The 12060-nt window shown below is 67.3% G+C and carries 14 protein-coding genes; all 14 read left to right on the top strand.

The annotated features are described in order from the left end of the window. Nucleotides 1-21: 21 nt before the first annotated feature. Nucleotides 22-1158: an acyl-CoA dehydrogenase family protein gene (locus EON91_RS07775; RefSeq protein ID WP_292093144.1), complete on the top strand. Its 1137-nt coding sequence runs from the start codon at nucleotides 22-24 to the stop codon at nucleotides 1156-1158. Further along, nucleotides 1155-2210: an enoyl-CoA hydratase/isomerase family protein gene (locus tag EON91_RS07770; RefSeq protein ID WP_292093142.1), complete on the top strand. Its 1056-nt coding sequence runs from the start codon at nucleotides 1155-1157 to the stop codon at nucleotides 2208-2210. Before EON91_RS07775 ends, EON91_RS07770 begins: the two co-directional genes overlap by 4 nt. Before the next feature lie 59 nt (nucleotides 2211-2269). After that, on the top strand, nucleotides 2270-3010 hold the full coding sequence (locus EON91_RS07765; protein WP_292093139.1) for a methyltransferase domain-containing protein: 741 nt from the start codon (nucleotides 2270-2272) through the stop codon (nucleotides 3008-3010). Nucleotides 3011-3054: 44 nt separating this feature from the next. After that, nucleotides 3055-3987, top strand: coding sequence for a 3-hydroxyisobutyrate dehydrogenase (gene mmsB, locus EON91_RS07760; protein WP_366250206.1), 933 nt, complete (start codon nucleotides 3055-3057; stop codon nucleotides 3985-3987). A gap of 174 nt (nucleotides 3988-4161) precedes the next feature. Further along, nucleotides 4162-5388 carry a 5-aminolevulinate synthase gene (hemA, locus tag EON91_RS07755; RefSeq protein ID WP_292093135.1) on the top strand — a complete coding sequence of 409 codons (1227 nt, stop codon included), beginning with the start codon at nucleotides 4162-4164 and terminating at the stop codon, nucleotides 5386-5388. Next, on the top strand, nucleotides 5388-5570 hold the full coding sequence (locus EON91_RS07750) for a hypothetical protein (protein WP_292093132.1): 183 nt from the start codon (nucleotides 5388-5390) through the stop codon (nucleotides 5568-5570). The genes hemA and EON91_RS07750 overlap by 1 nt, the downstream gene beginning before the upstream one ends. Before the next feature lie 402 nt (nucleotides 5571-5972). Beyond that, the gene (glyA, locus tag EON91_RS07745; protein WP_292093129.1) at nucleotides 5973-7256 is read left to right on the top strand and encodes a serine hydroxymethyltransferase; all 1284 of its coding nucleotides are present in this window, start codon (nucleotides 5973-5975) and stop codon (nucleotides 7254-7256) included. A 7-nt stretch (nucleotides 7257-7263) separates the two neighbouring features. Then, complete coding sequence (gene nrdR, locus EON91_RS07740; RefSeq protein ID WP_292093128.1) at nucleotides 7264-7731, top strand: transcriptional regulator NrdR; 468 nt, start codon at nucleotides 7264-7266, stop codon at nucleotides 7729-7731. Continuing rightward, a complete protein-coding gene (locus EON91_RS07735) occupies nucleotides 7731-8348 on the top strand; it encodes a RibD family protein (protein WP_292093126.1) in 618 nt (205 codons plus the stop codon). The genes nrdR and EON91_RS07735 overlap by 1 nt, the downstream gene beginning before the upstream one ends. Nucleotides 8349-8418: 70 nt before the next feature. Next, entirely contained in the window at nucleotides 8419-9009 is a 591-nt protein-coding gene (locus EON91_RS07730) for a riboflavin synthase (protein ID WP_292093124.1), read from the top strand. Between the two features lie 5 nt (nucleotides 9010-9014). Further along, the gene (gene ribB, locus EON91_RS07725) at nucleotides 9015-10157 is read left to right on the top strand and encodes a 3,4-dihydroxy-2-butanone-4-phosphate synthase (RefSeq protein ID WP_292093208.1); all 1143 of its coding nucleotides are present in this window, start codon (nucleotides 9015-9017) and stop codon (nucleotides 10155-10157) included. Continuing rightward, nucleotides 10154-10627: a 6,7-dimethyl-8-ribityllumazine synthase gene (ribH, locus tag EON91_RS07720; protein WP_292093206.1), complete on the top strand. Its 474-nt coding sequence runs from the start codon at nucleotides 10154-10156 to the stop codon at nucleotides 10625-10627. The genes ribB and ribH overlap by 4 nt, the downstream gene beginning before the upstream one ends. Beyond that, nucleotides 10624-11160, top strand: coding sequence for a transcription antitermination factor NusB (gene nusB / locus EON91_RS07715; RefSeq protein ID WP_292093122.1), 537 nt, complete (start codon nucleotides 10624-10626; stop codon nucleotides 11158-11160). The genes ribH and nusB overlap by 4 nt, the downstream gene beginning before the upstream one ends. Beyond that, nucleotides 11147-12060 (top strand): thiamine-phosphate kinase (thiL, locus tag EON91_RS07710; RefSeq protein ID WP_292093120.1); only part of this gene is annotated, 914 nt, incomplete at its 3' end. The genes nusB and thiL, both read left to right, overlap by 14 nt.

Genomic DNA, 12060 nt, shown 5'->3' with positions numbered 1-12060 from the left:
GATCCAGACGGGAGCCTGAGGATGGACTTCGCCCTTTCCGACGACCAGCGCGCGATCCAGGATGCGGCGCGGGCCTTTGCCGACGCCGAGCTGGCGCCCCATTCGGCGAAATGGGACGAGGACAAGCATTTCCCGGTCGAGACGATGAAGGCGGCGGCCGAGATGGGCTTCTGCGGCATCTATACGGGCGAGGAGCACGGCGGCATGGCGCTGGGCCGGGTCGAGTCGGCGGTGATCTTTGAAGAGTTGTCGCGCGGCGACGTGGCGGCGGCGGCCTTTATCTCGATCCACAACATGGCGACCTGGATGATCGACCGCTTCGGCTCGGCCGATCTGCGGGCGCGGTTCGTGCCGTCGCTGGTCACGATGGACAGGATCGCCAGCTATTGCCTGACCGAGCCGGGCTCGGGCTCCGACGCGGCGGCGCTGCGGACGACGGCGGTGCGCGACGGCGACCACTATGTGCTGAACGGGTCAAAGGCCTTCATCTCCGGCGCGGGCACGTCCGATGTCTATGTGGTCATGGTCCGCACGGGCGGCGAGGGCCCCAAGGGGATCAGCGCCATTGTGGTCGAGGCGGGGACGCCCGGCCTGTCTTTCGGGGCGCAGGAAAAGAAGATGGGCTGGAACGCCCAGCCGACCGCTATCGTCCAGTTCGACGACTGCCGCGTGCCGGTCGCCAATCTGCTGGGGGACGAAGGCGCGGGCTTCCGCTACGCCATGGCCGGTCTGGACGGCGGACGGCTGAACATCGCCGCCTGTTCGCTGGGCGGCGCGCGGCTGGCGCTGGAGACGGCCCAGGACTACGTCGCGTCGCGCAAGCAGTTCGGCAAGCCGATCGGGGAGTTCCAGAACACCCAGTTTCAGCTGGCCGACATGGCCACCGATCTGGAGGCCGCCCGTCTGATGGTCCTGCGCGGCGCCTGGGCCATCGACACCGACCATCCGGAAAAGACCAAATGGTGCGCAATGGCCAAGCGCCTGGCCACCGACGCCTGTTTCCAGATCGCCGACGCGGCGCTGCAACTGCACGGCGGCTATGGCTATCTGAAGGACTATCCGCTGGAACGGATCGTGCGCGACCTGCGCGTTCACCGCATCCTGGAAGGCACCAACGAGATCATGCGCGTGATCGTGGCGCGGGAGCTGTCGAAGTGAGTGAAGTCGCCGAACCCGAAGTCATCACCCGCATCCATGGCGGCGTCGGCCGGATCACGCTGAACCGGCCCAGGGCTATCCACGCGCTGAACCGGGGCATGTGCGAGGCGATGACGGCGGCGTTGCTGGACTGGCGTTCGAATCCCTCCGTCTCCTCCATACTGATCGACCATGCGGGCGAGCGCGGCTTCTGCGCGGGCGGCGACATCCGTATGATCGCCGAAAGCGGCGCGGGCGATGCGTCGGAGGCGAAGGCCTTCTTCCTGTCGGAATACCGGCTGAACCACCTGCTGTTCGACTATCCGAAGCCGGTGACGGCGCTGGTGGACGGCATCGTCATGGGCGGCGGGGTCGGCATCAGCGAACCGGCCGAGGTGCGGATCGCCACCGAGCGGACCACCTACGCCATGCCAGAAACCGGCATCGGCCTGTTCCCCGACGTGGGCGGCGGGTGGTTCCTGCCCCGTCTGCCGGGCCAGACGGGGGTGTGGCTGGCGCTGACCGGCGCGCGGCTGAAGGCGGCAGACACCGTCTTCCTGGGCATCCACACGCACTATCTGCCCAGCGACGCGCTGGAGGCGTTCCGGGCCATCCTGTCGACCGATCCGGCGCATCCGGCGGATATCGCCGACGGGCTGGAGGATGATGCGGGCGAACCGACCATCGAACCGCATCTGGAGGCCATTGAGCGCCTGTTCGCCTTCGACACGGTCGAGGAAATCTTTGTGGCGCTGGATGCCGACGGGTCGGAATGGGCGCTGGCGCAGCTGGCGATCCTGAAGACGAAGTCGCCGCAGTCGCTGAAGGTGTCACTGCGCCAGATCCGCACCGGCGGGGCGCTGGACAGCTTCGCTGACAACATGGCGATGGAATACGCCCTGGGCGGCCAGGTCGTGCGCACCCGCGACTTCCAGGAAGGTGTGCGGGCGGTGATCGTCGATAAGGACAATGCGCCAAAATGGTCGCCCGCGACGGTTGAGGGGGTGACAGACGCCATGGTGGACGATCTGTTCGCACCACTGCCAGCAGATGAGGCATGGACGGCGCTCTGAAATCCTTCTCCCCTTGAGGGAGAAGGGCTAGTCTGCGGCGATTGAAAATGGAGGCTGTCATGAAGGCCCGTCTTTTCGCTGTCGCCCTTTCGGCCCTTGCGGTCGTCGCCGCGCCCACATTCGCCCAGACCCCGGATCCCGCCTATGCCGCCGCCGTCGCCGACCAGCTGCGTCCGGCGGACGAGGTGGCGCGCGATGCGCTGCGCCATCCGGACCAGATGCTGGCCTTCGCGCGGATCAAGGCGGGTGATCGGGTGGCCGACATCCGGCCCGGCGCGGGGTATTTCACCCGCCTGTTCGCGCGTGTCGTCGGCGCCGACGGCCACGTCTACGCTTTCGTGCCCAATCGCACGGCGGAGCGTGAGAACCCGCGCGCCGACGCCTTGGTCGCCGCCTATCCGAACGTGACGCGCGTCAACGGTGACCTGGACGCCATGACCTTCGACCAGCCGCTGGACGTGGTCTTCATGAGCCAGGAATACCACGACTTCCATATCCCCCGTTTCGGCGTGGATGTGGCCAGGATGAACGCCGACATCTTCAAGGCGCTGAAGCCCGGCGGCGTGTTCGTGGTGATCGACCACGAAGCCGCGTCCGGCGCCGGGATCTCGGCGGTCGAAACCCTGCACCGCATCGAGGGCGCCCAGCTGCGTCGCGAGGTCGAGGCGGCGGGCTTCGTCTTTGACGACGCCAGCGAGGCCGTGGCCAATCCGGGCGACGATCACACGTTGAACGTCTTTGACGAAGCCATTCGCGGCAGGACCGACCAATTCGTCTATCGTTTCCGCAAGCCCGGCTGAAACTGAAAGGCGCCGCTGGCGTACCCGACGGCGAGCCGCTAACCCTGCGGCAAAACTACAGGGAAACGCTCGCAATGACCCGCATCGCCTTCATCGGTCTCGGTAATATGGGTGGCGGCATGGCCGCCAACCAGGCCAAGGCCGGCCACGACGTCGCCGCCTTCGACCTGTCAGCCGCCGCCCTTGAGCGGGCGGCGGAGGCCGGGTGCCGGGCGGTCGATTCTGTCGCCGAGGCGGTGAAGGACGCCGAGGTGGTCATCACCATGCTGCCCGCAGGGCCGCACGTGCTGGGCGTCTATTCCGAACAGATCATCGGCGCGGCGCCCAGCAGCGCCCTGTTGCTGGATTGCTCGACCATCGACGTTGAGACGGCGCGCAAGGTCGCGGGCCTGGCCAAGGAAGCCGGCTATGCCTTTGCCGACGCCCCGGTGTCGGGCGGCACGGCGGCGGCGGACGCCGGGACGCTGGCCTTCATGGTCGGCTGCGACGAGGGCGACTTCGCCCGGATCGAGGCGGCGCTGGAACCGATGAGCCGCATCACCATCCGCGCGGGCGATCACGGCGCGGGCCAGGCGGCCAAGATCTGCAACAACATGCTGCTGGGCATCAGCATGGTCGGAACCTGCGAAGCCATCGCCCTGGCCGAAAAGCTGGGTCTGGAGCCCGAGCGGTTCTTCGAGATCGCGTCCAAGTCGTCGGGCCAGTGCTGGAGCGTCAGCAACTATTACCCCTGGGCCGGTCCGGTGCCGACGGCGCCGTCGAACCGGCGCTACGAAGGCGGTTTCGCCACGGCCATGATGCTGAAGGACCTGAAACTGGCCCAGGACGCGGCGGCCAAGGCAGGCGCGACCACGCCCTTGGGCGCCCAGGCAGAGGCCCTGTACGCCCTGTTCAGCGGCCTGGGCTACGGCGGCAAGGATTTCTCGGCCATGGTCCAGATGCTGCGCGGGCGGCTGGACGAACTGGCGTCCTCTTGACCTCGATCAAGGCGGGCCGCGTCTGATCGCCTATCGTGCGGCATGACCAGAATCGCCATTGAGAGCCGTTATCAATTAAGGGTTTGCGGCGATTTGTCCGCGTCGTTTCATGGACAAATCGTCCCCACGGGCGCATCACCCGCGAAAGTTTCTCCGTCGCGCAGAGCTGCCCGGGTGTTTGACTACAAAGCCGCATTCCAGACCGCCGTCGAGCAGGTGAAGGCCGAGGGGCGCTATCGCATCTTCGCCGACCTGAAGCGCGTGCGCGGCCAGTTCCCCAAGGCGGTCCGCCGTCGCGAGGACGGGACCGAGCAGGACGTCGTGGTCTGGTGCTCGAACGACTATCTGGGCATGGGCCAGCACCCGGCGGTGCTGGAGGCGATGCAGGCCGAGATCGACGCCGTGGGCGCCGGCGCCGGCGGTACGCGCAACATCTCGGGCACCACCCGTTCGGCGGTCGACCTGGAAGCCGAGCTGGCCAGCTGGCACCAGAAGGAAGCGGCGTTGCTGTTCACCTCGGGCTATGTGGCCAATGAGGCGACGCTGACCACCCTGCAGAAGATCCTGCCGGGGCTGATCATCTTCTCCGACTCGCTGAACCACGCCTCGATGATCGCGGGCATCCGCAACGGCGGATGCGAGCGGCATATCTTTGCGCACAACGATCTGGAGCATCTGGAGGCCCTGCTGAAGGACGCCCCTGCGGACGCGCCCAAGCTGATCGCCTTCGAGAGCGTCTATTCGATGGACGGCGACATCGCCGACCTGGCCGGAACCATCGCCCTGGCGAAAGAATACGGCGCCCTGACCTATCTGGACGAGGTTCACGCGGTCGGCCTGTACGGCGAAACCGGCGCGGGCGTGGCCGAGCGGGACGGGGTGCTGGACGGCATCGACATCGTCGAATGCACCCTGGGCAAGGCCATCGGCGTCATGGGCGGCTATATCGCCGCCGACGCCGTGATCGTGGACGCGGTGCGTAGCTGGGCCTCGGGCTTCATCTTCACCACCAGCCTGCCGCCGGCCCTGACCGCCGGGGCGCTGGCCTCGGTCCGCCATCTGAAGGCGCATCCCGAACTGCGCGCCGCCCATCAGGAGCGCGCCGAGACCCTGAAGCAGCGCTTCGCCGCCGCCGGCATCCCGGTCCTGCCCAGCGTCAGCCATATCGTCCCGGTGCACGTCGGCGACCCGGTCCACTGCAAGATGATCTCGGACATGCTGCTGGAAGATTTCGGCATCTATGTTCAGCCGATCAACTATCCGACCGTGCCCAAGGGAACCGAGCGCCTGCGCTTCACCCCCTCGCCGAACCATGACGACGGCATGATCGACAAGCTGGTCGACGCCATGGACAAGCTGTGGGCCCACTGCAACGTGGCCCGGCGACCGGTCGCGGCCTGATGACGCCGCCGGAGCTCGGCGAAGTCCTCGTCGAGTTCGTCCGCAACGGCCCCTATGTGAAATGTTCGGCGGTCCACGCCGCTACGGGCGTCGAGGTGTCGGCCATCGGCCCGGCGCATGAACCGCGCGCGGTTGAGCGGGTGGCCATCGCCAAGCTGAGGCGGGCGCTGGAGAGGCGCTGATTTCGCTCTAGCGCGGAGTAGGGCCGTCGATGACCACCCATGCTGATCCATCGGCAGCGATGACAGCCTCCTGAGGCGTCCAGCGGCCGCCTGCGTCGCGACTAAGATATCGGCAGGCATATTCGGTCGGCTCTTCAGGAAAACCGTTACAGCGAACAGCGCTGATGGCGGCCGGCTGCGCCTGAAGCGCCTGGGCCAAATCGGTGCGATCGGGACCGTTCGTGACGCAGCCTGCCAGAAGCAAGAGCGTAGGGGCGAGAACATGGGACAGCCTGAGCATACGTCTACGGTGACATCGTTCAGGCTCGAGCGGAATGGCGCGACCCACTAGATGTTGTGGTAAATTTCGGCGCGGCCTAGAAGTATGCGCCGTTCAGCCCTTCAGACTCGGGACGCCCGCCAGTGACCGCCTTTACCCACGACGCCTATTTCTCCAGGACGCTGGCCGACGCCGATCCGGATATCTTCAAGGGCATCCAGGGCGAGCTGGGTCGCCAGCAGGAGCAGATCGAGCTGATCGCGTCCGAGAACATCGTCTCGAAGGCGGTGCTTGAGGCGCAGGGGTCGGTCCTGACCAACAAATACGCCGAAGGCTATCCCGGTCGCCGCTACTATGGCGGCTGCGAGTTCGTGGACATCACCGAGGACCTGGCCCGCGAGCGCGCCAAGAAGCTGTTCGGGGCCGCCTTCGCCAACGTGCAGCCGCACTCGGGCGCCCAGGCCAACCAGGCCGTCTTCTTCACCTTGCTGCAGCCCGGCGACACCTTCCTGGGCATGGATCTGGCCTGCGGCGGGCACCTGACGCACGGTTCGCCGGCCAACCAGTCGGGCAAGTGGTTCCGGCCCGTGACCTACAAGGTCCGCGACGACACCCATCTGATCGACTATGACCACGTCGCCGAAATGGCCGAGCGTGAGAAGCCCAAGCTGATCCTGGCCGGCGCCTCCGCCTATTCGCGCCACATCGATTTCAAGCGTTTCCGCGAGATCGCAGACAGCGTCGGCGCATACCTGATGGTGGACATGGCCCACTATGCGGGTCTGATCGCGGGCGGCGCCTATCCGGACCCGATCCCGCACGCCCACGTCGTCACCACCACGACGCACAAGACCCTGCGCGGCCCGCGCGGCGGCATGATCCTGTCGAACGACACGGATCTGGGCAAGAAGATCAACTCGGCCGTCTTCCCCGGCCTGCAAGGCGGCCCGCTGGAGCATGTCATCGCGGCCAAGGCCGTCGCCTTTGGCGAGGCGCTGAAGCCCGAGTTCAAGGGCTATGCACAGCAGGTTGTGAAGAACGCCCAGGCGCTGTCAGGCGTTCTGATCGAGCGCGGTCTGGCCATCGTTTCGGGCGGCACCGACAGCCATCTGATGCTGGTCGATCTGCGGCCCAAGAGCGTGACCGGCAAGGCGACCGAGCATGAGCTCGAAAAGGCGCTGATGACCTGCAACAAGAACGGCGTGCCGTTCGACACCGCGCCCTTCACCGTCACCTCGGGCGTTCGCCTGGGCACGCCGGCGGGCACGACGCGCGGCTTCGGCGAGGAAGAGTTCAAGCAGATCGGCCATTGGATCGCCGACGTCGTGTCCTCGATGAACGGCGGCGACGAAGCCGACCCGGCCGTGGTCGCGGGCGTGGCGGCCCAGGTGCGAGAGTTGACCCACCGCTTCCCCATTTACGGATAAGCCCCTGATGAAGTGCCCCTTCTGCGGAAATCCGGATACCCAGGTGAAGGACAGCCGGCCGTCGGACGACGGCGCGGCCATCCGCCGCCGCCGGTCGTGCCCGCAATGCAATGGGCGCTTCACCACCTTCGAGCGGGTGCAGTTGCGCGAACTGGTCATCCTGAAGCGCAACGGTCGCCGCACGCCGTTCGACCGGGACAAGCTGGAGCGCTCGCTGGGCATCGCCCTGCGCAAGCGACCGGTGCAGGCGGATCAGGTCGAACTGCTGGTCAGCCGCATCGTGCGCCAGCTGGAAAGTCTGGGCGAGACCGAGATCCCGTCCAGCACGGTCGGCGACTTCATCATGAAGGCGCTGAAGTCGGTCGATGAGGTCGCCTACGTCCGCTACGCCTCGGTCTACAAGGACTTCCGCCACACGGGCGACTTCGCCAAATTCCTGGGCGACGAAGGGCTGGACGAGCCGGGCAAGGCCTGATGCGCGTCACCCTGAAGCTGGCGACGTCGCTGGACGGGCGCATCGCCACGGCCACGGGCGAGTCCAAATGGATCACGGGCGAAGAGGCGCGGCTGCAGGGCCATCGCCTGCGCGCCAGCCATGACGCCATTCTGGTCGGGGTCGAGACGGTACTGGCCGATGATCCCGAACTGACAGCGCGCCTGCCGGGACGCGCGGTCGATCAGCCGCTGCGGGTCGTGCTGGACAGCCGCCTGCGAACGCCGCCCACGGCGAAGATCGCATCCGGCGCCCTGATCCTGACGACCGCCGAGCCCCGCCACATCGGCCTGGCCGAGACGATCGCGGTCGAGGCGGACGATGGACGACCGGCCATCCCGGCTGTGCTGAAAGCGTTGACGGCGCGCGGCGTCACCTCTGTCCTGATCGAGGGCGGCGGGCGCGTGGCTGCGTCGTTCCTGCAGGCGGGCGTGGTGGACACGCTGGAATGGTTCCGCGCGCCGATCCTGCTGGGCGGGGAGGGGCGGCCGTGCGTCGCGGCCCTGGCGCTTGCAAAGCTGGCCGACGCCCCCAAGTTCCGTCGTCTGGGCGTCGAGCCGCTCGGGGACGACCTGTGGGAGCGCTACGCGCGCGCCTGACCCGGTCGGTTTCAGACGATTCAGACTAATCAGACTATGTTTTTGGGTCCGAAAGGGACCGGAGCCTTTCATGTTCACCGGCATCGTCACCGACATCGGCCGTGTCCGCAGCGTCCAGCAGACCGCGCGCGATCGCCGCTATGAGGTCGAGACCGTCTGGGATACGGCGACCATCGATCTGGGCGCCTCGATCAGCCATGCGGGATGCTGCCTGACGGTCACGGAAAAAGGTCCCGGCTGGTTCGCGGTCGAGGTGTCGGGCGAAACCCTGTCAAAGACAAACCTCGGCGACTGGACCGAAGGTCACCGCGTCAATCTGGAGCGCGCGGCGAAACTGGGCGACGAACTGGGCGGCCATATCGTCTCGGGCCATGTCGACGGACTTGGAACGGTCGTGTCGGTGACGCCAGATGGTGGTTCGCACCGGATCGAGATCGAGGCGCCGGGGCCGCTGCACCGCTTTATCGCGCCCAAGGGGTCGATCACGGTCGACGGCGTGTCCCTGACCGTGAACGCGGTCGATGGGCGGAACTTCGGCCTGAACATCATCCCCCACACCTGGGACGCCACGACGCTGGGCGCCCTGAAAAGCGGCGACAAGGTCAATCTGGAGATCGACATGCTGGCGCGATACCTCGCGCGGTGGCAGGAGACGGCGTGATGCCCATGAACACCGGAACGCTTGCGGCCAACATGAACGACAGCCCGATCAGCTCGATCGAGGAAATCCTCGAGGACGCCCGCAACGGCAAGCCCTACATCCTGGTGGACGCCGAGGATCGTGAGAACGAGGGCGACATCATTATTCCGGCCCAGTTCGCCACGCCGGACCAGATCAACTTCATGGCCCGCCACGCGCGCGGCCTGATCTGCCTGGCCGTGACGGCCGAGCGCGCGCGACAACTGCGTCTGCCGCCGATGACGGCCGAGAACCGCGAGAGCATGGGCACCGCCTTCACCGTCTCGATCGAGGCGAAGGACGGTGTGACGACCGGGATCAGCGCCGCTGATCGCGCGCGCACGGTCCAGGTCGCGTCGGACCCCAGCCGGGGCGCAGACGACATCGTCTCGCCGGGCCACATCTTCCCGCTGGTCGCGCGTGACGGCGGCGTGCTGGTCCGCACGGGCCACACCGAGGCGGCGGTGGACATCAGCCGCATGGCCGGCCTGACCCCGGCGGGCGTGATCTGCGAGATCATGAACGACGACGGGACGATGGCGCGGATGCCTGACCTGATCGCCTTCGCCCAGTTGCACGGCCTGAAGATCGGCACCATCGCCGACCTGATTGCCTATCGCCGCCGGACCGAGCGGTTCGTCGAGCGGGTGCTGGATACGCCGTTCGAGAGCGTCCACGGCGGCCCGTTCCGCCTGATGCTGTACCGGAACACCATCGAGGGCGCCGAACATATCGCCTTGGTCAGCGGCAAGATCGACCCCACCAAGCCGACCATCGTTCGCATGCACCAGATCGACTTCGCCGCCGACCTGCTGGGCCATGTCGAGGCGCGACAGGATTACATCCCCAAGGCGCTGAAGGCGCTGAGCCAGAATGACGGGCCCGGCGTGGCCGTCTTCCTGCGCGACCCGGCGCTGCATGGTCTGGCCGAGCGCCTGACCGGCGCGCCCAAGCCCGAGGCGCTGGACCGTTCGCTGAAAGCCTATGGCGTCGGGGCGCAGATTCTGCTCGACCTCGGCGTTAAAGACATGATCGTGATGAGCTCGACGCGGCCCAATCCGACGGCGCTGGAAGGCTATGGCCTCCGCATCGTGGGCTGGCGCGACATGGACGGAGAAGACCAATCCTGAACGACCCAATCCGCGTGCTGATCGTCGAGGCGCGCTTCTATGACGAACTGGCCGACGCCCTTCTGGAAGGGGCGAAGGACGCCCTGCGCGCGCAAGGCGCCCAGTTCGACGTGGTCACCGTGCCCGGCGCGCTGGAGGTTCCGACCGCCATCGCCATGGCCGAGGAGGCCGGCCGCTATCCGACGGCGCCGCGCTATGACGGCTATGTCGCCCTGGGCTGCATTATCCGGGGCGAGACCTATCATTTCGAGATCGTCTCGGATCAGTCGGCGGCGGGGATCACCCAACTGGGCCTGAAGGGGCTGGCCATCGGCAACGGCATCCTGACGACCGAGGACGAGGATCAGGCCTGGGCCCGCGCCCGCCTGAGCGAAGGCGACAAGGGCGGCGGCGCGGCGCGCGCCTGTCTTGATCTCATCGCATTGCGCAAGCGTTTGCGCGTCGGTCTTGGTGACGGAGCATCGGCATGACCGAACAGAAGAACACCCCCGCGACCGTCGCCGAGGTGATGGCCCAGCTGGCCGAGGCTGATAAGGCCCGGGCCGAACCCCAGTTGACCAGCCGTCAGCGCCGCGCCCGCACGGTCGCGCGACTGGCCGCCGTCCAGGCCCTGTACCAGATGGAGCTGGCGGGCGAGGGCGTCGACGCCGTCGTGACCGAGTTCCGCAATCACCGCTTCGACGCCGACATCGAGGGCCAGCCCCTGGCCGAGGCCGACGAAGACTGGTTCGCTGAAGTGGTTCAGGGCGTGGTCGCCGACCAGCGCGCCATCGACGAGGCGATCAAGGCGCGCTTGGCCTCCAACTGGCGGCTGGAGCGTCTGGACGCGACCCTGCGAGCCCTGCTGCGTTGTGGTGCGTGGGAGTTGCAGTCCAAGCCGGACGTGCCGCGTGAGATCGTGATCGATGAATATGTCGAGCTGGCCAAGGCCTTCTTCGACGACGCCGAGGCCAAATTCGTGAACGCGGCGCTGGACGGCGTGGCGCGCGATGCCCGCGGTTGATGTCGCCGGCGAGTTCGAGACCATCCAGCGGCTGCTGAAGCCGCTGGCCCATCCGGAGTGGGCGAGGGGGCTGGCCGACGACGTGGCCGTGCTGCCCTCGCGTCCGGGGCATGATTTGATCCTGACCAAGGACGCCATTGTCGAGGGCGTCCACTTCCTGCCCGACGACCCGCTGGACACGGTGGCGCAGAAGCTGCTGCGGGTGAACCTGTCGGACCTCGCGGCCAAGGGGGGCGAGCCGTTCGGCTATCTGCTGGCCTGCCACTGGTCCGAGCGGTGCGGCTGGCCCGAGCGCGAGCAGTTCACTGCCGGGCTGGCGCGGGATCAGGCCACGTTCGGGATCAGCCTGCTGGGCGGGGATACAGTGAAGACGCCGGGACCGGCCAGCTTCTCGGTCACCATGCTGGGCTGGGCCAGGGGACGCGTGGTGTCGCGGGCCGGGGCCCGGCCGGGCGATCTGGTGTTCGTCACCGGCTTCATAGGCGACGGCTGGCTGGGCCTAAAAGCGGCGCGAGGCGAACTGTCTCTGGCGCCGGATCGGGTCGCGGCCCTGGCCGAACGCTATCGCCGCCCGACACCCCGCCTGGACTTCGCGGCCGTTGTGCTGGAGTTCGCCACGGCCTCGGCTGATGTGTCGGACGGTCTGCTGGCCGATGCGGCGCATATTGCGGACGCCAGCGGCGTGGGCGTCGAGCTGGATCTGGAGAAGACCCCGCGATCCGCCGCCGCCGACGAATGGTTCGAGGGGCGGGTCGATCCCGAAGCGGCGCTGGAGCTGCTGGCGACAGGCGGCGACGACTACGAGATCATCTTCACCGCCCGCGCAGCGGAGGAGGACGCAGTCCGGAAAGCCGCCGAACGCTTGCACGTCCCGCTGACCTGCGTCGGGCGGGTTGTCGA

The sequence above is a fragment of the Brevundimonas sp. genome (assembly GCF_004210735.1).
In the GTDB taxonomy this organism is placed as follows: Bacteria; Pseudomonadota; Alphaproteobacteria; order Caulobacterales; family Caulobacteraceae; genus Brevundimonas.
The sequence above is the reverse complement of the archived record's forward strand: the minus strand, read 5'-3'. Positions and strand labels throughout refer to the sequence as shown.

Excerpts from the sequence above, each read along its gene's own strand:
- EON91_RS07775 (WP_292093144.1), top strand. The coding sequence starts at position 22 with ATGGACTTCGCCCTTTCCGACGACCAGCGCGCGATCCAGGATGCGGCG.
- EON91_RS07765 (WP_292093139.1), top strand. The coding sequence starts at position 2,270 with ATGAAGGCCCGTCTTTTCGCTGTCGCCCTTTCGGCCCTTGCGGTCGTC.
- EON91_RS07750 (WP_292093132.1), top strand. The coding sequence starts at position 5,388 with ATGACGCCGCCGGAGCTCGGCGAAGTCCTCGTCGAGTTCGTCCGCAAC.
- nrdR (WP_292093128.1), top strand. The coding sequence starts at position 7,264 with ATGAAGTGCCCCTTCTGCGGAAATCCGGATACCCAGGTGAAGGACAGC.
- EON91_RS07735 (WP_292093126.1), top strand. The coding sequence starts at position 7,731 with ATGCGCGTCACCCTGAAGCTGGCGACGTCGCTGGACGGGCGCATCGCC.
- EON91_RS07730 (WP_292093124.1), top strand. The coding sequence starts at position 8,419 with ATGTTCACCGGCATCGTCACCGACATCGGCCGTGTCCGCAGCGTCCAG.
- ribB (WP_292093208.1), top strand. The coding sequence starts at position 9,015 with ATGAACACCGGAACGCTTGCGGCCAACATGAACGACAGCCCGATCAGC.
- nusB (WP_292093122.1), top strand. The coding sequence starts at position 10,624 with ATGACCGAACAGAAGAACACCCCCGCGACCGTCGCCGAGGTGATGGCC.